Annotated in this window: 23 protein-coding genes and 1 pseudogene; 6 read left to right on the forward strand and 18 right to left on the reverse strand. The window is 44.8% G+C overall.

Annotation, left to right across the window (positions count from 1 at the left end; translation table 11 throughout):
- A partial coding sequence (locus tag VR7878_RS07820) for an integrase core domain-containing protein (protein WP_139343959.1) occupies positions 1-225 on the forward strand: 225 nt, incomplete at its 5' end.
- Here the strand turns inward: VR7878_RS07820 and VR7878_RS07825 are convergent.
- The 11 genes from VR7878_RS07825 to VR7878_RS07875 form a co-directional block, all read right to left on the reverse strand.
- Complete coding sequence (locus VR7878_RS07825; RefSeq protein ID WP_077334986.1) at positions 144-1,034, reverse strand: nucleotidyl transferase AbiEii/AbiGii toxin family protein; 891 nt, start codon at positions 1,032-1,034, stop codon at positions 144-146. The two genes, VR7878_RS07820 and VR7878_RS07825, sit on opposite strands and share 82 nt — an antisense overlap.
- Positions 1,027-1,566: a type IV toxin-antitoxin system AbiEi family antitoxin gene (abiEi, locus tag VR7878_RS07830; RefSeq protein ID WP_077334988.1), complete on the reverse strand. Its 540-nt coding sequence runs from the start codon at positions 1,564-1,566 to the stop codon at positions 1,027-1,029. Before abiEi ends, VR7878_RS07825 begins: the two co-directional genes overlap by 8 nt.
- Positions 1,567-1,856: 290 nt before the next feature.
- Complete coding sequence (locus VR7878_RS07835) at positions 1,857-2,054, reverse strand: hypothetical protein (protein ID WP_077334990.1); 198 nt, start codon at positions 2,052-2,054, stop codon at positions 1,857-1,859.
- Positions 2,055-2,548: 494 nt separating this feature from the next.
- Positions 2,549-2,983, reverse strand: coding sequence for a hypothetical protein (locus tag VR7878_RS07840; protein ID WP_235862860.1), 435 nt, complete (start codon positions 2,981-2,983; stop codon positions 2,549-2,551).
- A complete protein-coding gene (locus tag VR7878_RS07845; RefSeq protein ID WP_077334992.1) occupies positions 2,965-3,540 on the reverse strand; it encodes a type VI secretion system amidase effector protein Tae4 in 576 nt (191 codons plus the stop codon). The genes VR7878_RS07840 and VR7878_RS07845 overlap by 19 nt, the downstream gene beginning before the upstream one ends.
- Positions 3,540-4,124 carry a type VI secretion system PAAR protein gene (locus VR7878_RS21595; protein WP_370737074.1) on the reverse strand — a complete coding sequence of 195 codons (585 nt, stop codon included), beginning with the start codon at positions 4,122-4,124 and terminating at the stop codon, positions 3,540-3,542. The genes VR7878_RS07845 and VR7878_RS21595 overlap by 1 nt, the downstream gene beginning before the upstream one ends.
- Before the next feature lie 350 nt (positions 4,125-4,474).
- The gene (locus VR7878_RS07855) at positions 4,475-4,672 is read right to left on the reverse strand and encodes a hypothetical protein (protein WP_077334990.1); all 198 of its coding nucleotides are present in this window, start codon (positions 4,670-4,672) and stop codon (positions 4,475-4,477) included.
- 418 nt (positions 4,673-5,090) lie between these two features.
- Positions 5,091-5,525 carry a GNAT family N-acetyltransferase gene (locus tag VR7878_RS07860; protein WP_038181401.1) on the reverse strand — a complete coding sequence of 145 codons (435 nt, stop codon included), beginning with the start codon at positions 5,523-5,525 and terminating at the stop codon, positions 5,091-5,093.
- A gap of 90 nt (positions 5,526-5,615) precedes the next feature.
- Complete coding sequence (locus VR7878_RS07865) at positions 5,616-6,686, reverse strand: NAD(P)H-dependent flavin oxidoreductase (protein WP_077334994.1); 1,071 nt, start codon at positions 6,684-6,686, stop codon at positions 5,616-5,618.
- 211 nt (positions 6,687-6,897) lie between these two features.
- On the reverse strand, positions 6,898-7,830 hold the full coding sequence (locus VR7878_RS07870) for an FAD:protein FMN transferase (protein ID WP_077334996.1): 933 nt from the start codon (positions 7,828-7,830) through the stop codon (positions 6,898-6,900).
- A gap of 20 nt (positions 7,831-7,850) precedes the next feature.
- A complete protein-coding gene (locus VR7878_RS07875; RefSeq protein ID WP_077335078.1) occupies positions 7,851-8,780 on the reverse strand; it encodes a LysR family transcriptional regulator in 930 nt (309 codons plus the stop codon).
- A gap of 150 nt (positions 8,781-8,930) precedes the next feature.
- Between VR7878_RS07875 and VR7878_RS07880 the strand changes: the two genes are divergently transcribed.
- Complete coding sequence (locus VR7878_RS07880; protein WP_077334998.1) at positions 8,931-9,539, forward strand: NADPH-dependent FMN reductase; 609 nt, start codon at positions 8,931-8,933, stop codon at positions 9,537-9,539.
- 5 nt (positions 9,540-9,544) lie between these two features.
- Positions 9,545-11,965 (forward strand): flavocytochrome c, encoded by a 2,421-nt coding sequence (locus VR7878_RS07885; protein WP_077335000.1) that lies wholly within the window; start codon positions 9,545-9,547, stop codon positions 11,963-11,965.
- A gap of 146 nt (positions 11,966-12,111) precedes the next feature.
- Here VR7878_RS07885 and VR7878_RS07890 read toward each other — a convergent pair whose 3' ends face one another.
- Positions 12,112-12,630, reverse strand: coding sequence for a GNAT family N-acetyltransferase (locus VR7878_RS07890; protein ID WP_139344049.1), 519 nt, complete (start codon positions 12,628-12,630; stop codon positions 12,112-12,114).
- Positions 12,631-12,999: 369 nt separating this feature from the next.
- Positions 13,000-13,992 (reverse strand): 2-hydroxyacid dehydrogenase, encoded by a 993-nt coding sequence (locus VR7878_RS07895; protein WP_306345798.1) that lies wholly within the window; start codon positions 13,990-13,992, stop codon positions 13,000-13,002.
- 180 nt (positions 13,993-14,172) lie between these two features.
- On the opposite strand from VR7878_RS07895, the gene VR7878_RS07900 reads away from it, so the two are divergent.
- A complete protein-coding gene (locus VR7878_RS07900; protein WP_077335080.1) occupies positions 14,173-15,846 on the forward strand; it encodes a SulP family inorganic anion transporter in 1,674 nt (557 codons plus the stop codon).
- Positions 15,847-15,917: 71 nt separating this feature from the next.
- Here the strand turns inward: VR7878_RS07900 and VR7878_RS07905 are convergent, their stop codons facing one another.
- The 3 genes from VR7878_RS07905 to VR7878_RS07915 form a co-directional block, all read right to left on the reverse strand.
- Complete coding sequence (locus VR7878_RS07905) at positions 15,918-16,127, reverse strand: hypothetical protein (protein WP_139344050.1); 210 nt, start codon at positions 16,125-16,127, stop codon at positions 15,918-15,920.
- 333 nt (positions 16,128-16,460) lie between these two features.
- Positions 16,461-18,293, reverse strand: coding sequence for a sensor domain-containing diguanylate cyclase (locus tag VR7878_RS07910; RefSeq protein WP_139344051.1), 1,833 nt, complete (start codon positions 18,291-18,293; stop codon positions 16,461-16,463).
- A 285-nt stretch (positions 18,294-18,578) separates the two neighbouring features.
- Entirely contained in the window at positions 18,579-19,355 is a 777-nt protein-coding gene (locus VR7878_RS07915) for a hypothetical protein (RefSeq protein WP_139344052.1), read from the reverse strand.
- 358 nt (positions 19,356-19,713) lie between these two features.
- On the opposite strand from VR7878_RS07915, the gene VR7878_RS07920 reads away from it, so the two are divergent.
- The gene (locus VR7878_RS07920; RefSeq protein WP_077335012.1) at positions 19,714-20,379 is read left to right on the forward strand and encodes a phage repressor protein CI; all 666 of its coding nucleotides are present in this window, start codon (positions 19,714-19,716) and stop codon (positions 20,377-20,379) included.
- A 2-nt stretch (positions 20,380-20,381) separates the two neighbouring features.
- On the opposite strand, the gene VR7878_RS07925 is transcribed toward VR7878_RS07920, so the two are convergent.
- Positions 20,382-20,810 carry a GNAT family N-acetyltransferase gene (locus tag VR7878_RS07925; protein WP_077335014.1) on the reverse strand — a complete coding sequence of 143 codons (429 nt, stop codon included), beginning with the start codon at positions 20,808-20,810 and terminating at the stop codon, positions 20,382-20,384.
- A gap of 316 nt (positions 20,811-21,126) precedes the next feature.
- On the opposite strand from VR7878_RS07925, the gene VR7878_RS07930 reads away from it, so the two are divergent.
- Positions 21,127-21,753 (forward strand): helix-turn-helix domain-containing protein, encoded by a 627-nt coding sequence (locus VR7878_RS07930; RefSeq protein WP_077335016.1) that lies wholly within the window; start codon positions 21,127-21,129, stop codon positions 21,751-21,753.
- Positions 21,754-21,958: 205 nt separating this feature from the next.
- Here the strand turns inward: VR7878_RS07930 and VR7878_RS07935 are convergent.
- Positions 21,959-22,371: pseudogene (locus VR7878_RS07935) on the reverse strand (GFA family protein).
- Positions 22,372-22,487 lie beyond the last annotated feature (116 nt).

A 22,487-nucleotide genomic window follows, 5' to 3' on the forward strand; every position in this document is an offset into this window, starting at 1 on the left:
TGTTGGGACAATAGCCCGATGGAGCGGTTCTTCAGAAGTCTAAAGACAGAATGGATACCGGTGTCGGGTTATAGGAGTTTTAGCGAAGCAAGACAGCATATAACTCGTTACATCACAGGTTATTACAGCCAACTTAGGCCCCATCAATATAATGGTGGGCTGACACCCAATGAGTCTGAACGACTATATTGGAAAAACTCTAAAACCGTGGCCAATTTTAGTTGACCACTACAAAAGGTCTCTCTAGCCAAGAATCGCTCCATCTCTTTTGAAAACTCTTCACCGTACACAATCTCTTTAAGTGAAGAGATGCGAGCATCTAGCATGTCCTTAAAGCCTTCGAGCTTGTAGTCTTCGATTTTCTGGCGCACCAAATCAATATTCAGCACGGCACCATTTCGCTTCAAAAACACCAGATCCCAAACATCTCTATACCTGATATATTTCTGTGTAGCAGGGAGGGAAATAATTTTATCAGCCATAACTTCATCAAGGGTTTCCGTGTAAATTAATGTTGATGAGTAACCATCCGGAAGAAAATCATAGTTCTTACCTAGAGGTAATGGCTCCTTGGTGTAGGCAGGGATATTTGCTATCTCTAGTTTAATTCTCTGTTTAGCTAAGTGTTTTTGCCCCGGTGAAGTCACTACCGCAATTTGCCATTTATCAATATTCAGCTCAGCATACTTCGGATCTTGCTTAAGCGAGCTTGGCTCCTTGACTGTAACCTCAAGCCCGTAACGTTCACCGATGTATTTTTCAATTACCTCCTTCATTTCAATTAACATTTTGCTACTGAAATCTTTCCCGCCAGCGAAATCCAAGTCTTCACTATATCGGTTGGAGCCTCTACATAGACGTAAAGAAGTCCCGCCTTGAAAAACTAGCCGATCTAGCAACTTCGATTCATCTAGTGCAAACAAGATGTCGTAATGAAGGAGTTCCTTCTCAATTACAGGGCGCATATCCTTTGTGCCACCCTGAGCGAGCGCCATCTCCACTAGCGCATCAAAATCTTCTTTCGTCTTAGTCATGTGTCATTGCATCCATATCAATCAAATGTGTATTACGACCCACACGCTTCAAATCTCTTAATGCGGCAACCTTTGATGCAACCCTAAGCGGCCTATCGGTGTTGATCACCTGACTTAAAATATCTGAAACTGAGCGTTTTGTATGGGTGAACTCGATTACTCCGTAATCTGTCTTGTACGTTCCCTTGGCCCCTGTTGTCATCAAGGTAAGTCTGTCTACTGGGATTTGAGAAATAACCCCATAAGAAGACAATGCCGACTCAAGGCTTACGTAGTTGTACTCGCCTCTTCTTAGAGCGGTAGCAATAAGCTCAATGGTCTTTGAGGTGTTTTTGTTTTTTGATAAGCCATATACGTAGACCCCTCTCGCTGGTCGCTCTAGTAATCCTGTTTTTACCAGGCGAGCTAGGCTATCGTTCAATGAACGGGGGGAATCTTCGTGAAAAATTTTGGCTAAATCTCGGTGCAAAAAGACATAACGACCCTTTGAATCCAGCTCGTTAAGTCTGCTAATCGCTAATTCTTGTCTCATAGTTTTAAGTCTATAGTTATTACTCTTATAGGCAGTATAAGTCACCACTTATCAGAAAATCAACAAGTGGTTAGTTATTACAGGTAAAGGCAGTATAACCCATGACTTATTTATAGAAATGATACTTAAGTAAATACTTATTACAGTTATAGGCAGTATAAGTATATACTTTGTTTTTGCGTTCAAGTTAAGAAAAGTACCCCTAGTAAGTTCCAGTCTATTATCGGAATACCACAAACCCTCTTCTAAAACGAGCCGCAATTGCGGCTCGAAATCTAAATCACCAATAACTACACCAAATGTTCCCCGTCAATCTCTTGATGGTAGCGCACATAATGGGTGGTAATCAGGTTATTCAGATACAGCAGCACATTGCGCAGCTCTTGACTATTGTGCCGCTGTTCGGCTTCAAAGATTTCTTCTAACTGACGCAGATATTCACGGGATTTCTGGGCAAATTCGTGGTTGTAAGGAATGGTTTCGTACATAGGTTGTCACCTCTTCTTGTGATGGATGATATCTCACCACACAAAGGTCTCAAACTTTGGGTGGCGAACTGGACAGGTTTGAGACAGCCGCTCACAAGAAACGGTGCGCCAAAGCGCCCCTATCCAGCCCACCATAATTCAGGTGTGCTGAAGTTACATGAAAACCTCAGCAAAGCTGGAGTTTTACATGTCTTGTGAAGAAAATACAGGGGTCTCAATCCCGGCACTGAATTTTGCCAGTGCATTCACAGGCTATCAGGTTTTATTTCGATAAAAGTATGAAAAAAGTATGAGATTTTGCGAGCTGGGAAGCATTGGCTACAGTCGCTGTAAGCTTGACCTCCCCTGCCATTCTTTACAAAAAAACGACAGCCATGCAGCTATCGCAGTTGATGCTCGTTGGTATATCTGAACTATGCGCAACAAAAAAGCCACGTCTTGTTTGAGCGCGGCTTTAGATGATGAAGAAATTCTGGATTAATTCTTTGGGAGCACTATTTTGCGGTTATAAACGCATCTTGCCCAGCAATGAATTCATTGAAATTTTTTGATTGATAAGCATTAAAACACCCATAACTTTCAGATATCTCACCATTTTTCATATAACCACGAGATTGCTTAGCCTCACCAACCAAAACGCTCACCGCCTCAGCATATGGATCGTGTTCCGTTTCAAGCGTCTCTTCATTTTGAACAATCATATACTCACCCTTGCCCATAAAAGAGAGCGCGCGTTTACTATATTTTAAGTCTTTCCCCAGCTTGCTATCAGGATCAATTGCAATCAGACAAGAGACCAGAGCATAATCTTTTAATTTATTCCTGGCATCAAGCACTTGCTTATTCAAGGTCTCGAAAGATGCGACACACCCTACTGAAAAAAATAGCACCGCGAAAAGCAGAGGATAGATTAGTCTTTTAATTCCCATAACATTACCCTTGTGGGGATAACAGCCCCATTATAGTGTTCTTTATAGTAATCCAACTCGTGATAGCGGCTTCCATCCCCTGTAGATGAGCCATCCCAAAGTGTTGCATGCCCATAAGCATCGTTCCATCCGCTGACTTCAGTAATAATTAATCCCTTTTTACCAGATATCGATGATATATCAGAAGGGTTCATATCGTATTCGGGCTTACCCCAATTAAATTCAATATACTTGACTAAATCTTTGACTCGAAGGATGTAGATTTTATTATCAGCACCTCGGACGCGATATATCGGATAGGTCTCAATAATTGTGCCACTTGGAACAAGAAAACCCCCATAGTTAAAACCACGACTCATCCTTAGTGCGCAGGCATTCGCGTAACTTTCACTATCAGAAAGATATAGCTCCAAGACTCTCCCACCCACTAGCTCATACACTTTTGGAGCAGACATGAAGCCAACCTCAGAGTAGGCAGACCATAAATCGGAAAATCTAGGTCGCTTGATATCTACTGTCGTTACTGAGTTTCCAGCACTTGCCGTTAAACTTCCCATCACATGTTCTTCCCTTCAAATTCCAAGCGAGTACCTTTCAGAGCATTTATTATGCAAACTTCACCGTTTCCATCGACATAGCCAGAAACGGTTTTATTGACTGGTCCAGATAGTGTGATGGAAACAGTTTCACCGGGAAGATAACCACTTGTTTTCGCATGAACATTAATATCAGTATAGTGACGTGAAGCTCCTGAAATGAGCTGGCAATCAGGCCCATAAGAAAAGTAAACAGAGGTAATGGTCTTAGTAGCAACCACATTCAGTGGAGCAGCACCGCCACCTCCGGTAGATGGAACATCTCCGATGTTAACTGTGCCCCCACCGATGGTAACACCACCGCAACTGATATCACCCCCAGTGATTGCAGCAGATTTCCCATTAATAGAAACCGTAGAAGAGCCTGAGGCAATACTACGATTATGTGGAGGATGTTTGGGCTTGCTGTGAGGTGCCAGAGGATCACCGACTCTCGCCGCAGGAATACCATCAAATTTCACGTCAGGTGAGCCAGCAGTCACTGGCGTAGGAGGGAAACCATCGTGATCAGTACCTGTATCTCCAACTCTAACTGCCTTTGCCATCATGCATCCTTGTCACTTAAATAATTATTGTTAAATAAATATGCAACTAATGGCAATTTGGAAATATTTAAACCTGAATGCATATCACTGACAGATAGGTGATACTGAGATAGATAAGTCAGAACAATGATATTGGAAAAGCTCTAAATAAAACCGTGCTTAATTGTTGTTGACCACGACAAAAGTATTTTCGGTTCGTTGATTTAGCAAGCTGGTTAGTTTCCATCGTCGTTATCCGTGATCATGAGAGGTGATAACTGAACTAGCCTTCAAACTCAATTCTGAACTGAAACAAAGCCCCCCTTCTAAAACGAGCCGCAATTGCGGCTCGAAATCTAAATCACCAATAACTACACCAAATGTTCCCCGTCAATCTCTTGATGGTAGCGCACGTAATGGGTGGTAATCAGGTTATTCAGATACAGCAGCACATTGCGCAGCTCTTGACTATTGTGCCGCTGTTCGGCTTCAAAGATTTCTTCTAACTGACGCAGATATTCACGGGATTTCTGGGCAAATTCGTGGTTGTAAGGAATGGTTTCGTACATAGGTTGTCACCTCTTCTTGTGATGGATGATATCTCACCACACAAAGGTTCCTAATCTTTGAGTGGTGAACTGAACAGGTTTAGGAACTACCGCTCACAAGAAACGGTGCGCCAAAGCGCCCCTATCCAGCCCACCATAATTCAGGTGTGCTGAAGTTACATGAAAACCTCAGCAAAGCTGGCATTTTACATGTCTTGTGAAGAAAAGACAGGGTTCCTAATCCCGGCACTGAATTTTGCCAGTGCATTCACAGGCTATCAGGTTTTATTTCGATAAAAGTATGAAAAAAGTATGAGATTTTGCGAGCGGGGAAGCATTAGTTAGCTGATGTAGACGAAAGCGTGCCAGTGATCTGGAACGCTTCCGTCAGATTAGGAAAAGGATGTCGATGCCTTGATCGGTTGTGATACCCAGTGCACTAGACGTTGCTATTACTCGAACTGTTGAATGAGTACATTCGAACTTCATCTCTGGCGAACCAACCTAGCCTCTCATAAAACTGTTGGGCATTGATATTGTCGTTATACACAAATAAATGAGTCTTCGGGATATCAATCTTAGCGAGAGAATTGATGGCTTGGTTTACTAATTCACGACCTAACTTTTTCCCCCGAAAATGCGGTGATACCGCCAGATGTTGTAGATAGCCTCTACGTCCATCTGTACCAACCAATACAGCACCAACAATTTCATGATTAATTTCTGCAACAAAGCTTAAATCAGGATTGCGCTCTAAATAGCGTGCAATATTTTCTCTTGAGTCCACATCCCGAATGCTCATGCCTTCCGTTTGCTCCCAAAGAGCGATTACTTCGTCATAGTCCGCGATTTTCATTTCACGAATTTTTACCACTTTATTTTCCTTACGTATCACGCCAGAACCGTTATCAAACAAACAACGTCTGGCAGCACTTGTCCATCTAAAATACCTTGGGTAATATTTTCAACCGTTCATTTCTAAAATAAGAACTTCTACGAGTTGTTTGGCGGTGAGTTCCCGAATCAAAGGGGCGCCCTGCCCGGCCCAATAGGCGGTATATTCATCTGTTCCCTGGTTGAGTGCGGCAAACGATAGCTTTTTGGCGACATCGTATGCTAATGGATAGTCCGGTACACTAGGCGCATGAGCAGATTCCAGAAATGAAGTAAACTTGTTGCACAGGCCTCTGGCCGCTCTGCCTGATATCCCCTCAATTAAAATAGTTTCTTGATTCCGCTCACTGAGTAGCATATCGCGATTCTTTTGGCTTGCAGCGGATTCCGGGCAGGTGATAAATGCTGTACCGAGCTGTGCAGCAGAAGCGCCCAGCGTCATAAAATGGTTGATATGTTTGCCGTTCATAATGCCACCGGCAGCAATAATCGGTACAGAAACATTGGCGACTAAAAGACTGACCAAATCAGCCGTGCTCAGTTTGTCGTCTTCGATGTCGGTATCAGATAGGGTGGAATCAAACGTCCCCCGGTGCCCTCCGGCTTCAATGCCTTGCGCGACTATCGCGTTTACACCGAGTGTTTCAATGTGTTTTGCTTCTTGCAGGTTGGTGGCCGTCGCTATCAGAAAGATACCTTCTTCCTTCAATCTCTTAATCCACTCTGCTGGCGGCAGCCCAAAGTGAAAACTAATCACCCGGGGTTTATGTTTGAGTAGTAGCAAAAACATCTCTGTATCGAGTATGAAGCTTTGATATATCTCATTTAAAGCGCTGGGTGGTTCAGCGCCTAACGCTTTGAAAAGAGGGCTGATAAAATCTAACCATCGTGCTTCTTTGTGCTGATCCCGCTCCGGCTGTTTGTGACAGAATAGATTGACATTGAATGGTTGAGTCGTCAGTTTTTTTGTCTCTTTGAGCAGAATATCGGCTTGATGAACGTCGCTTGCACCCAGCGCAATAGAGCCCAAAGCACCGGCATTTGAGACAGCGGCGGCTAATGAAGGCGTAGAGATTCCCGCCATCGGTGCCTGAATGATTGGATGTATATTTAAACGGGAGGTCAGAGGATTCTGTTTCATGGCGATTCACCTCAGTGTAAGTTGATCACTTGGCGCTGTAATTTGCTTTGAATATATCAGAATTGCTTGTGTGATTGCGGCCCCATGCTGTGCCGTTTTCCTTCCACGCCTGCGGCAATAGGCTCGATAGTAACATAGCCGCATATTTTAACTATCCCATTTGTAACGATGTCATTTGTAACGATGTCATGTTTAACTACGCCATTTGTAACTAAGCCATAGTGACCTTATCTCTCAGATTCGGCGTCGTGGCAAATTGCCCGTCTCCGGTGATCACGATTGCTTCCATACCGTCAATCTGGTTAACGGTGGTTAAAATGCGTCTGGCATCTAAGCCAAAGAGTTTGGTGGTATAGATGTCACAGTCCAACGAGTGATCCGAAATAATGCTTAAAGAAGCCACATTGTTATCGACCGGATAACCACTGTGGCTGTCAAAAATATGGTGGTAACGATTGCCATGATATTGAAAGGTTCTCTCGTAGATCCCGGAAGTGACGACGGACTGATTTCTGATCTTCACCGTGGCAACACAGTGACCCCGGGGTAAAAAGGGATTCTGGATACCCACATCCCAATCGAGATGATGCTTCGGGGATTCACCATACACCAGCAGATTGCCACCAATATCAATCATGGCGGAGACGGGCTGCTTTTCTTTGAAGAAAGCCATGATTTGATCGCTGAAATATCCCTTCGCAATCGCACCCAGATCGATTTCCAGACCGGGCTTGGTAAAACAGACCGATCGTTGTGCATCGTTCAGCACAATATCCGCAGGATTTAAGCGCTCCAATACCTGCTGTATTTCGGCTGGGTCAGGCACCCTTGCTTCGGCAAACCCAATTCGCCACAGCTTAATCAACGGGCCAATCGCAATGTTTAAAAAGCTATCGGCATCAAGGCTGTGCTGCTTACCGATCTTGATTAATTCATACAAATCATGGTCAACGACAACAGGTTGATTCACGGCGGCATTTTTCAATGCAAACAGTTGAGACTGCTCGCTGTTGGCGCTAAAGACTGCCTCATAGCGCCTCAACATGGAAACCGCCTGATTTAACCGCTGTTCCGCCTGATGACCTTTAAAGTAAAGGCGAATGGTGGTTCCCATCAGCTGAATTTCTTGTGAGCCTTCAGTCATGTCTTTTCCTTTTCATCCCGTCAGTATGTCGCGGTGTCTTTGTTACGTAAGAATGAATCCACCAGCCCTTGCTCCATCACAGAAAGCGCCCTGCTGCTGTGATGTGCGATGAAATAATCTAAATTCAATTGGTCAATCGGCAACGGATAAATATTGTACTGCTCAGGGCAAGGCGCGATGGTCAGGCTTTCAGGCACAAACGTGATCCCGCAGCCGGCCATGGCAAGATGTTTGACGGTGGCAATTTCTCTGCTTTCTAACACAATATCGGGCTTGATTTTGTAAATACTGAACAGATGATCCACCTGCGCTCTGATGGCTGACCCTTTCGCGGTTAAGACAAACTTTTGCCGTAATAAATCGTCCATCTCAATACTGCCCGGAGCAATCGTGGCCATACCGGCCTGATAAAGATCGCAGGATTTGGGAATCACGGCAAAATAACCATGCTTGCCCCATGACACAGCAAGCAGATTGGGCGCAATACTGCTTGCGTTCTGCCCGATCCAAAAGTCCACTTCACCCTTTAGCAGGCGCTTCTCATTGTTTTCCGGGATATCTTCCACCAGCTCGATTTGACAATCAGGATAGCGTTCCAGAAATTTGGGTAAAAACAGCGGGATCAGGTACGTCCCAATACTGGTTAAGATCCCGATTTTGATGGTTTGCTTATCCTTGTCAGTGATGGCGGCAATTTGCCTGCGCATATTGGCGTGCACCGTATCGAGCGAGCCAAGATAGTCATAGTAAATCTTTCCCTGCTCGGTTAAACGGTAGGGCAGCTCACTGCGATTGATGATCTGACAATTCAATTCACTTTCGATCCGTTTAATCACTTGCGTCAGATAGGGTTGAGAGATGTAAAGGGACTCTGCTGCCTTGCTGTAATTGCTAAATTTAAGCAACGCATCAATATAATATAAGGTGTGTTGATTGTGATATTTTGACATCTCGTCCCCGGTTCTGCGCAACAACCCAGCCATGATAACAAATTACTTATTAAGGATGAATATATAGCTATTAGATAGATTTTTCATACTGTGTTAAAACAATATCCAGATATTAAATATGGTTTTTAACAGTATAGGAATCCACCGGATATGAACTACTTAGCTATCGTTGGCACGAATTCAGAAGTGTCAACAAACCGTATGCTACTGCAATTCATGCAACGGCACTTTCAAGCGCAAGCGCAACTGGAACTCTATGAGATCAGAGATTTGCCTGCTTTTTATGAAGCGGACGATGACCAAGTGCCTCAAGAAGTCACCAGCTTATCTGACAAGATTCGTCAGGCAGATGGCGTGATTATTGCCACCCCGGAGTATGATCACGCCATTCCGGCGGTGTTAAAAAGTGCATTGGAATGGATCAGTTATACCAGTCAGGCACTCACCGACAAGCCGGTTTTAATCGTCGGCGCGTCTCACGGCGCACTCGGCTCTTCACGCGCTCAAGCCCATCTTCGCCAGATTCTTGACTCCCCGGAACTCGCCGCACGCCTGATGCCCAGCAGCGAATTTCTGCTCGGAAAATCACAAGCTGCCTTTAATCGCAGCGGCCAATTAATTGATGAACATAAGCTGGCTGAACTGGATGAGATTTTCAGAGAGTTTGTGCTGTTTACCGAGATGATAACCAAACTCTTATCAGAGAGAACCATCATCAAAAAAGATAAAAAATACGCTTGGCAAACCCGGGAGGCATGAGAGCAATGAAATTTACAGCAATCGTCGGCACGACATCGCCAAAGTCCTACAACCGGACACTGCTGCAGTTTATGCAAGCGCATTTCAAGGACAAAGCAGACATTGAACTGTTGGAAATCGACCAAGTCCCCATGTTCAACCAAGACCAGCCGTCGACCAACCCACAGCTCTTGGAAATCAATCAAAAAATTATCGCCAGTGACGGCGTGATTATTGCGACCCCCGAATATAACCACTCGATTCCGTCAAGCCTGAAAAGCGTGCTTGAATGGCTCAGCTACGAACTTCACCCGCTGGATGGCAAGCCGGTCATGATTCTCGGCGCGTCGATTGATGCCCAAGGCTCGTCCCGGGCGCAGTTGCACCTGCGTCAGATATTGGATGCCCCGGGCGTCAACGCCAATGTGATGCCGGGTTACGAATTCTTACTGGGCAATGCTCATCAAGCCTTTGATGACAAGGGTCAGTTGAACAACGAAGCAACCATCGACTTCTTAGAAATCTGTTTTTTCAGATTTATGCGCTTTGCCAAGATCTCAAACCAACTGAATGTAGAAGAAGACTTCTCTTTCGCACCGGGGACTTATGAAGTCCATGCTTTGGGTCACGGTGGTGCGCTGCCGATGCAGGTTTCCTTCAGTGAGAAGAAAATCGAAAGTATTCATATCGACACTGCCGGTGAGACAGAAGGATTGGCCGATGTAGTATTTGTCCGCATCCCGGACAAGATCATCGAGGGGCAAACGCTGAACGTGGATGCCCTGTCAGGCGCATCTGAAACCAGTCATGCCGTGATTGATGGGGTTGCCAAAGCCGTGAAACTGGCGGGCGTGAACCCGGATATCCTGAAAAAACGGCCCAAACCGGCCAGCAGCCTGAATCGTGACGATGAAGAATACAGCTGTGATGTGGTGGTGATTGGCGGCGGCGGTGCCGGTTTGAGTGCCGCAGCAACGGTTTTACAGGCCGGTAAAAATGCGATTGTGCTGGAAAAATTCCCGGCCGTTGGTGGCAACACCATTCGTACCGGTGGGCCGATTAATGCTGCCGACCCGGAATGGCAGCGTACTTTCGACGAGAACCCGGGGGAAAGACATACCATTGAAGCGCTGTTAAGCACCGATGAAAGCGAGATTCACCCGGAATATCTGGCTGATTTCAGAGCGCTGAAAGAAGAATTCGCGGCCTATCAGCAGCAGTTCGGTGATCAAAAAGGCTATCTGTTTGATTCACCACTACTGCACAGAATGCAGACTTATTTCGGCGGGAAGCGGACTGACCTTGAAGGCAACAGCATCTATGGACAATACGATCTGGTGAAAATCTTAACCGACCATGCGCTGGAAAGTGTGCAGTGGCTGGAAGAGATCGGAGTTGAGTATGACAAAGAGGTGGTGTTTGCACCGGTCGGTGCCCTGTGGCGACGCGGACACAAGCCCGTCAAACGATACGGAACGGCCTTTATTCTTGCCTTAAGCCGCTATATTGAATCGATGTCAGGCACCATTCTGACCGATAGTCCGGCCAAAGAATTTCTCATCGAAGACGGTGAAATCAAAGGGGTGATTGCGACCGGTGTCAACGGCCAGAAGATCACAATTCATGCTAAAGCGGTTGTGCTGGCCAGTGGCGGTTTTGGTGCCAATACTAAGATGCTTCAACAATACAACACATACTGGAGCCACATTGCTGACGATATCAAAACCACCAACTCCTATGCGATGACCGGAGACGGCATTGTGCTGGGTCAGTCCGTCGGTGCAGGTTTAATCGGTATGGGCTTCACGCAGATGATGCCCGTCGCAGATCCGAATACCGGTGAACTCTTCAGCGGGCTTCAGGTGCCACCGGAGAACTTCGTCATTGTCAATCAACAAGGGAAACGGTTCGTTAATGAATTTGCCGGACGAGATGTATTAACCAAAGCAGCATTGGCAGAAGGCGGGCTCTTCTATCTGATTGCAGATGATGAGATTAAGAAAACCGCGGCAAACACCAGTCAGGAGAAAATTGACCGTCAAGTCGAAGCGGGAACGCTGTTCAGAGCCGATACTCTTGAAGAACTGGCCGTTCAGGTGGGCATGGAGCCCGATGTATTAGTCGAGACCATCAACAAATACAATCGCTATGTCGAGGCAGGACACGATCCTGAATTCCACAAGGATACCTTTAGCCTGAAAGTGGAAAAAGCACCGTTCTATGCCACGCCCAGACAACCGGCCGTTCACCATACAATGGGCGGGCTTAAGATTGATACCGCCACGCGAGTTCTGAATGAAAACAACCGACCAATCAAGCACCTGTATGCTGCGGGTGAAGTCGCCGGTGGGATTCATGCGGGCAACCGTCTTGGCGGTAATGCACTGGCAGATATCTTTACTTTCGGCCGCATTGCCGGAAAAACAGCCATGAGTGAAATGGACTAAGCAGTGAATTGAACTCAGCCGCGCAGCGTTCAAGCAACGCGCTCAGGCAACCCAGAGAGAGAGCGAGGAATACTCGCTCTCTTATTTCACCGCATCTCACGCCTTATACGGTTAAATCAACTGACCTGTTGAGCACAATGCAGGTGTCAGCCACTGCTCACTTTTCTATAAATCAGGTCGTCATACAGCGTGCCACCGATTTCGACATCTTTCTCGACGACTTCGTCACAGTGAAAACCGCATTTTAACAACACCCGTTCAGAGGCATGATTCCCCGCGGTGACATTGGCTTGAAAGCGGTAAATCCCGCAGTAGTCGGCAAATTCCAGCAAACCATTTAAAGACTCGGTTGCATATCCCTTCCCCGTATCGTGCGGCGCAATCATATAACCCAGCTCAGCCACACCATCATTCAAATAAAATCCGGTGAGTCCGACAAGCCGATCAGTGGCGATTTCTTGCAACATCAGGCATAGCCAAAACTCAGATGTCGGTGTCCACAGCGGTAAACGAGATTCGAATCGCTGCCGAATGTGCGCCTCTGTACGGCGGTTAAAGCTGTATTGAATCGTTGCCGGGTCGGTTTGCAGGAAGTAAAAAAAATCCCAATCGGTGGCATTGATTTGTCTCATGTTCAACCGTTGGGTTTGCCATTCAATCGTCACGTTGATAATGCCTTGATTTTAAATATGAACAATATTTCTACTGGGAACGAGGGTCGGATGTCAATAGAGTTTGTGATGATTGCAGTCGGGAGATTTACAAAACCTTCAGTGACAGGTGTAAAAAAAGCCAACCACAAAGATTGTGATTGGCTATCAATATGAACAAATTAGGTTCACTAACAACGTCAGTTGGCTAGGTGACCCTCGGCTTAATAAGGGTCATTATAACTAATGCAGTATGTGTGCCAACTTTTCAATTTTAGCTTAACTATTTGATTTTAAATAATTCGTATAATTATCAACCTATTCGCAATACAGTAAAACTCATATGCCATTCTTAAAATGCAAATCTGTTTTTATTTTGCAAAACTACTCAACCTCATTGCCACTAAGCACGCCTTGCTCAAAGCAATGCACATTATCAAATGTGGTGTTGGCAATGGAGAGCAATGCCTCTTTAGTCAGAAATGCCTGATGGCCGGTGAACAGCACGTTATGGCAAGCCGATAGACGGCGGAACACATCATCCGTAATCACAATGTTGGATTTATCTTCAAAGAACAGCTCTTGCTCTTCTTCGTACACATCCAGCCCCAGAGAGCCAATAACGCCTTGTTTGAGGGCTTCAATCGCATCCAGTGCATTGAGTAACGCGCCCCGGCTGGTGTTGATGATCATCACGCCTTTTTTCATTTTGGCAAAAGCCTGAGCATCCAGCATATGGTGGTTCTCTTTGAACAGCGGGCAGTGCAGACTAATCACATCAGATGATTGCAGTAAGGTGTCTAAATCGACGTATTCAGCACCAAGCTCAAGAGCCGCGGGGTTTTCATAAGGATCATGCACCAATAACCGCATGCCGAATCCTTTCAGAATTCTCAGTGTCGCCACACCGATCTTCCCCGTCCCGATAATTCCGGCGGTTTTACCATGCATATTGAACCCGACTAATCCATCGAGTGAAAAATTGGCATCACGGGTGCGCTGATAGGCTTTATGAATCCGTCGATTGAGAGTCATCATTAAACCAACAGTATGCTCTGCCACTGCTTCAGGAGAATATGCCGGTACACGTACCACGGTGATGTTATATTTTTTGGCGGCTTCCAGATCGACATTGTTATAACCGGCACAACGCATCGCCAATAATCGGGTGCCATTGGCAGCTAAAGTCTGTAGCACAGGCTCAGACAGATCATCATTGACAAATGCACAGACGACCGGGCTGTTGTGCGCGAGCCGGGCGGTCTTTTTATCTAACCGGACTTCGTAAAACTCAAGCTCGAATCCATGCGCCTGATTGGCTTGGGTAAAATAGGCTTGGTCATAAGCTTTTGAGCTAAAAACGGATATTTTCATCACTTCATTCCTCAGGCTAAACAATCAACGGCAGCGGTTATTACTATGTTGCGTTTATGTTGAGTCTCTTTTGCTGTCCGTTTTGGTTTTATACCGAAATCATAAAATTATTACTAGTTACTCTTTACAGTGTAAAACATCGTTGTAAGATCAGTTCTCCTTTCTTTTTTAATGGTTATTGTCATGATTGCCTGCTATGAGTCCTATAAAGCCGGACTCTTTCATTCTTCTCAATGGTTACGAAATATCAGTGCCGGTGTGATTGTCGGTGTGGTCGCTTTACCTTTGGCGATGGCGTTTGCAATTGCATCCGGTGTGAAACCGGAACAGGGCCTGTATACAGCTATCATTGCCGGCATTCTTGTCTCGCTGTTCGGTGGCTCCCGGATTCAAATTGCCGGGCCGACGGGCGCTTTTATCGTGTTGTTGTCCGGTGTCGTCCACGACTACGGTATCAGTGGCTTACAAATCGCAACCATGATGGCTGGTGTTTTTCTGCTGCTGCTGGGGATTACCAAGCTCGGCAGTATCATCCGGTTTATTCCTGATCCGGTGATTATTGGCTTTACCAGCGGTATCGGTGTCATTATCTGGGTCGGACAGTGGCAGGAGTTCTTCGGCTTGCCGCAAATTCATGGTGAACACTTTCATCAGAAACTGCTGTCGATCTATCACGCTTTGCCCCACTTGAACTGGCAAACAACCGGGCTCGCCCTGTTATCTTTGGTGATTGTTATTTACGGGCCAAAGATTCCTAAACTGACCAAAGTTCCCGGTCCGCTATTGGCGTTGGTGGTCGTGACACTGTTACAAAATACCCTGCATCTGGATGGGATCCGCACCATCGGGACAGCGTTTGGCGGTATTCCTCAGGGGTTACCATCAGTGACGCTGCCACAGGCAAGCCTTGCCGACTTGATCCCGTTAATCGGCCCTGCCTTTGCGATTGCGATGCTGGGGGCAATTGAATCACTCTTGTCCGCCGTGGTTGCTGACGGGATGACAGGGACACGGCACAATTCAAATCAGGAACTGATCGGTCAGGGGATCGCCAATATGGTTTCCCCTCTGTTCGGTGGTATTGCTGCTACCGGAGCCATCGCCCGAACCGCCACCAATATCCGTAACGGAGGCAACAGCCCGCTGGCCGGGTTGGTACACGCTGCAACCCTGATTATCATTTTGCTACTGCTTGCTCCACTGGCAGTCAATATTCCACTGGCAACATTGAGTGCTATTCTGTTTGTGGTTGCGTGGAATATGAGTGAAGCCCGGCACTTTATCAAACTGTTGAAACGGGCACCGAGAGCCGATGTTTTGATTCTGCTGATTACCTTCTTCCTGACGGTTTTTGCCGATCTGGTTGTCGCAGTCAATATCGGGGTGATCATTGCGGTTTTGCACTTTGTCAAACGCATGGCGATGAGTGTCGAAGTCAAAGCCAGTACCAATGTTGAACTGGCTGACGAGCTGGCGCGTCAGGGGATCACTCAACTACCACCGGAACTGGCGGTTTACGCGCTGGAAGGTCCGTTTTTCTTTGCCGCTGCCGATGCCTTTGAACGCGTCATGCACAGCATCCCGGACAAGCCGCAAATTCTGATCTTACGCCTGAAATGGGTGCCGTTTATGGACATGACCGGCTTGCAGACACTGGAAGAGATGGTTCAGGATTTCCGGCGCCGGAATATCCGGGTGATGATCTCCGGTGCAAACGCGCGTGTCACGTACAAATTACAAAAAGTTGGCATCATCCACCAGATTGGCGAAGATTACTATTTCGCTGAATTTCAGGCAGCACTGCGGGCTGCATTACAAATCATTGCAACCACATCAAGCCCGTCAACAAAAGCATAACTTTGTTCAAAATCTCAGAGACAAGACTTCAGGACATTCCTTCCTGAAGTCTTTCAATACAACCGGGATGCTCAGGAAGACTCTTGCTCGGTAAGAGCGACAAGCTGGGGTTTATACACGCCTTCAAAAGAGAGCAAGCGAATTTCGATGGTTCCGCCGAAAAACTCAAGTTCGACGCGGGGATCCTGACTCTCCTTGATCTGTGAATCGAACATTTCAAAGAGATCAGCCATAAAATTCCTGACTGCCTGTTCGGAATATTCCGAATAATTCTTTTTCATATTTATTCCTGCCAACGTTTTTTTGTGAACTGATCGTGTCGCCAGTTTCATCATGAATCATTAATGTGAATGCAATATCTATCACGCATATTAAGATAAGCCAAAGTACGAAACTCTATTGGGTTCGTTTTTCAAATGGAGGTATTTTTATATTTTAAAGTCACAATGGTCAACCGATCATAATGTGTTTTTTATCTCCTTCATATTCATTCTGACACGGTCATTCACAAATATGTGGCTTTTAAATTACAAGAAAATCGATATATTGCGACGATGCTTCGTTAAACCGCCCCAAAAACACTTGCTATCAAGCGCCCTATTGTATGCTCCATATTATGTATCTTGACGATGTACTATGCTGACGCATTTGGCGCCTTGGTCACATCCGGTCTCGACTCTGTTTTTACCTTTGTCTTTCGCTGTATACAAGGCCATATCAGCACGTTCTATCAGCTGTTCGATATTTTCATTATCTGTACGGGTCACCACACCAAAACTACAGGTACAACGTCCCACGACATTAAATTCATGGTTCATAAATACCCGGCGAATTTTTTCTGCCAGAATATGCACACCATGAAGATCGGTATCCGGGCAAACAACCATAAACTCTTCTCCACCCCACCGCCCTGGGATATCCGTCTTCCTCACATGGCTTTTCAATAGCTCGGCAATGGTGCATAACACGTCATCACCAACCTGATGCCCGAAGGTGTCATTCACAACTTTAAAATCATCGATATCCAACATAATAATCGATAAAGGATGCCGGTGACGATCCGCCCGGGAGACTTCTTTCTCTAATGTTTCATCTAATTTTAGCCGGTTATGCATTCCGGTCAGCCGATCAGTGACAGACAGAACTTCAAGATGCTTGCGATCGGTAATATTCTGCTCCACGGTGGTGTACCCTGTCAGGTTTGCGTTGGCATCGAGAGTCGGTTCAATACAAGCAAATACCCAATATACTTCTCCTGTTTTACTGAGCTTTTTGATCTCCCCGCTCCAGGATTGTTCTGCCAAAATATTCTCTTTGATATCAACCGCAAGCTCTTCAGATGTATCCGGGTGAAAAAGTTGATCATATGACTGTCCCTGTAGTTCTTCGGCTGTATAACCTGAGACTTGGCAAAAGGCCTCAGAAACCGATTCAAGATGATCGTCTAAATTCACAGTGGCATAAATGACATAGTCATCGATAATTTGATTTGCCATCAATAACTTATTAATCGTCTTCTGTGATTTAAAATATATAGAGAACATATAATAACCAAAGAAGATAAAGAAAATAAAGAAGCCCCCTATCATCACAATATGATAGTGATGAATTGATTTTTTTAAGAGTTCTAATTGATCTTTTTCAATATAATAGATAATTTTCCATGGATAATGAGATAACTGCTTTGCTGAAGTATTGACATAAAATCTCGTACCACGCAATTTGCCATTCTTTTCCACAGTTAATAAAGTATTGAAGACCCCAAACTCATGCTCGTCAATAAATTTTCCTGAGGTTTCCGTCCTGATTTTTTCCCACACTTGAAGGTGGTCGATTGGCATTTTAATCTGGTATTTCAACTGATATAATTTCTCGAGTGAGTTATCTGAAGCAATCTTAAACCATTGTCCCAAATTATTAGAAATCCAAAGGTTTTCATTAATATTAAATAAACGACTTAGCAAATCATCGACTTTATAACTAACAATCAAAACTCCTTTGATATGTACTCCTTTTTGTATTTTCTCTCCGAGTATCAAAACCGGCACATCATCAATCGAGTTCACACTCTCTTTCATATCAATACTGAGAGATGAAATAAATAATTTCCCACGAGGAAATTTCATAATATCTTTAAAATAAGAAGCCTGACTAATATTGGTTAGATTTTCTTCCCGGGTGATAGAAACCCGACCCTGTTTATAATTTACTCTAACTTGCTCCTGCCCGGAGAAATCAACCCATTTTACCTCAGTATAAACACGCCGGGATTGAATGAATTTTTGCCATAATGATGCAAGTTTTTCAGTATTCAGATGCCCGGATGCATCATACTCGGCATGAGTCAGGGTTCTCTCAAAAAAGTTAATATCACTCACACGCCATTTCAAAGCGTTTTGAAGCGCTTTTTCAGCACTGGAGACTTGGTTGGTCGCATTACTAATCATATTCGTATCAACTTCATGTAACTCAACTTGATAAAGCGTTGATAGCAATGATAGGAATAAACCAACCAAGAAAGTATAAAGCAAAAAAAGTTTGGGAAATTTTTTATTCTGTATCACTTCAGAGCTTCCATCAGAGTGAATTTTTATGAATTACGATCCATAAACTTCCTAGCCCTAAAATTTAGCATTGACTGCTTTTAGTATGAATAAAGTATGGTGCATCATCACAATAATACAATATTTAATCACTTTTTCAGTCAGACGGCTTGCATAACAGGTGGGAATCTACTCCGGTAGTTCGGCCTCACTAATCACGAGTTCTGACATTTTATCCGCCATGGCCTGTGAAAAAATCGCTTTACGGTCAGTTTCCCATACCGGTGAAGTAACACTGACCAACACCAATCCCAAACCGACACAGAGTGAGACAGGGAATGACTCTTCCAGAGAGAGTGATGCCCCGGCAGTGACAATTGACTGAACCAGAAGTGATACATGGCAAAGGCCTAACTCACTTAACAGCTGTTCGTCATTGATCAGATATTGCAACATCGGTAACGATTCACCAATTAATATATCTACCGATGCAATGACATGTGTGGCTAAGGAAATATCGGTTTCAATGCTTAAAGCTCCCAGCCCTAACGTCAAAATCTGCGGATGTCGATGGCGGAAGTAATCACCGGAAAGTAAAGTCATAAGATGCTTCCGATAACCCGGTAATACCAAGTACGTCTCATGATTATAAGTTCTCACATAAGCTGTAATGCCCAACGCCTCACATAACCTAACAGGATCAGGGTGTGTTATGTTGATTGGCTCAAGCCGCCGCTGATGCTTTCTGCTATATAGCAGTGATAGAAATTCCCACCACTCATTCGGAGATAAGATTGTGATATCAGCTTTATCAGAGACAAACTTCAGCGGAATTTCTCGTGCAGCCTGATGCGAAGAGAGTGCCGGCCAATATATCGGTGAGTGCTTCCAGTAAATCGGACGTTTTCGTGACGTCTCAGTGACGATCTCTGACGTTTCAATATCCAAATCGAATTCATTGCTCATCATCATTCCCAATACAAAATGTCATTCAATGATTGATTGCCGAAGCTGAGCTGAAGAAAAAAGCCCTCAAATGAGGGCAAAGCAACGACCGGGATAGACGAAAAAAATTTCGTCATCGACCGATTCAGCATCGTTTCGTGCAAAACGGGGTTGTGGATTTCTCCATCATAGGAAAATTGCAATTGAATATTCTATTGATTCAAATGCGTAGTTTATGGAGTGACTTCATAAAAAATGTATTTAAGGCTACTTGCAGCAAAGCCATCATGTTATCCTGTTAAGTCATTGTTTATTCAGCATGTAATGCAGGCTTGCCTTTCTACATAACATGCTCATCTGAGAGTATTATTGATCGCATATGAGTAAAAAACAAGTTTCATTGCCGCCTTTTGACTATCTTGCTGGGAAGCAGGTCACAGAAAAACTATGCAACATATTAAATGTCAAAAGTACGCGCGCTCTGTCCGAGCAGCTCAACGTCCCGACATCGACTTTCGCCACATGGCATAAACGAAATGTCTGCCCTTATGAGCTGGCAATAAGATTACATCTACATAAGGGGATTTCTTTAAAATGGCTACTGCTTGATGAAGGCGATCCCTATCCGAATGCAGCCGCTCATGAATATCATGTGAATGATGAGCCTAAACGTCTGGTACATATTGATTTATTTGCGTTGAAGAATGGGCAACTCAATCATCGGGGTACAATGACGTTAGATCAGTTCTTTTTAGATGAATTGGAGATTTCCAATGTCATTGCGGTTCGTGAGGGCGATACGACTTATCTGGTTGATCAGGAATCAACCCGTGCAGTCAGCGGTACTTACCTGCTTAACGTTGATGGGCTGTTATCAATCAATACGCTACAACGTCTGCCGGGTAAACAACTGGCATTAAACTTTGATGGTTCAGCTTTGACCATCAACGAGTCCGACGTTAAAGTCGCCGGACAAGTCGTTCTGTTTATGTCTCGCAGACACTCACAGGCCGAAACACTCCCCGAGGCAAACGACGCGGTGTAATGTCAGGCTGTTGAGTATATATCGGGGTACCAGATGTGCATCAACCTTTCGGGATGCTCTACAGGGGCAAAGCCATATTGTGCATAGAGGCCATGCGCATCTTTTGTCGTCAGCAAGAACCGCCGAAGCCCTTGTAAGTCAGGGGCTTCAAGGATCGTTGCCATCAGCCATTTGCTTAATCCTTTCCCACGGTGTGCTTCCAGAATAAACACATCCGCCAGATAAGCGAAAGTAGCATGGTCAGTGATCACCCTGGCGAAACCAACCTGCTCGCCGGAATCTAAATACACCCCAAAACAACAAGCATTTTCAATTGCTTTGCGAAGTACAGACTCGGGAATCCCTTCAGACCAGTAACTTTTTGATAAATAAGCATAGATAACATCAAAGTTAAGCGCCTTTTTATCTGTACTAATATAATACCCCTGCATTATTTCCTCCTTGAAAAAGCATCAGACCATTGCGGATCGACGTTTCTATGGTGAAACCGTCGTCTGTGAGAAGACACCAATGCATCATCTCATGCTCTGATTGAAGATCAAGGACTAAAAACTCAAACGATTACGCCATTTCAGATGGAGGAACTTTGCCGCTGATCGCAGAATATATTTGCATATGAAATAAATTTAACTCGATACTACGTCCCTCCAATAATCAATGGTATTCTGATTCGCACTGTTTGTTCAGCATGAATAGCAGGCTTGCCCTTCTGCATTTATGCTCAATTGAGTTAATTATTGATCGCATATGAATAAAAAACAAGTTTTATTACCCCCAATTGACTATCAGGTTGGTAAAAAAGTCACCGATAGAATTCGAGAAGTCTTAGATCTCAAGAGCATACGGGCTCTGGCAAAGAATACTGAGATGTCTTATTCAACCATTACCACTTGGCATCAGCGCAAAAGTTGCCCTTTTGATCTGGCTATCCGGTCTCATTTGCATAAAGGAGTTTCTCTAAAATGGCTGTTACTGGGTGAAGGAACCCCTTACCCGAATGCGGCAACCCATACCTATCAGGGAGAAAACCAAGAAGTCAAAAAGCTGATCGATATTGATCTCTTTTGGTTGAAAAATGGCAAATTAACCCAGAGTGGGACACTGACACTAGAGCAGTTTTTGTTAGATGAATTGTCTATCACCAACGTGATTGCGATTCGCGAGGACAGCCATACTTACATTGTCGATCAAGAGTCGCAACAAGCTGTGTCGGGCTGTTATCTCATCGATTTCGACGGTCTGTACTCCATCAATGATATTCAGCGACTCCCCGAACAAAAACTGGCGATTGATTTTAAAGGTTCACCACTGGTTGTCGGGGAGGATGCACTGAAAGTATCCGGAAAAGTCGTCCTTCGGATGTCTCGCGATTGATTCGCAGCCGGAGCGATGGGCAAGGCCAAGTCAGACCCGACAGCTATCAGTGAATCACCATAGACTGAACCGGGCTGATTTCAACAACATTTCTATTTTGAGGCACTGTCTTATTCAATCACAAAGGCAGCCAAAACAGGCTGCCTTTCATAGGTGCTCTTCGATAGAAATCAGGATCATCTTTGGCGCTACAATCTCAATTGACTCAAGATTGCTTTTCGGCGGTTGACATACCTTCCGGAATTGTATCCCAGCTCAGCTTTTCACTGACCCACAGATGGTGTGACGGTGCAAACAAACTGTCATCGGCTAATCCTGTTGGTTTCAGTTTCAACTTAATCGCATCCGGTTGTGCCGGATTGATATGATAAATTCGAACCCCGCAATCGGGACAGAATTTAGCAATGTTGGTATTGCCACTTTCAGCAATCCGCGACCATTGTTTCATTTCCCGGAGAACCGAATATTTTCAGCAGAGACCAACGCAGTGACACTAAAAGGCGCACCGGACAGTTTTTGACACTCTTGACAATGACAAGCAACCACTCTTTGTGGTGCCGCTAATAATTCATAAGTCACCTGACCACACTGGCAGGCGCCATGGATAGGAAATTCCATCTTAAAGTACTCCTCAGTTTATTTATATTTGCTGGCATAGACGTATACATTGAAGCTCGGACAGCTGTCGAAACCAAACTAAGCCATCATCACAGAACCATACGTCGGACTCAATC

The organism is Vibrio ruber DSM 16370 (assembly GCF_900163965.1).
GTDB lineage: Bacteria > Pseudomonadota > Gammaproteobacteria > Enterobacterales > Vibrionaceae > Vibrio > Vibrio ruber.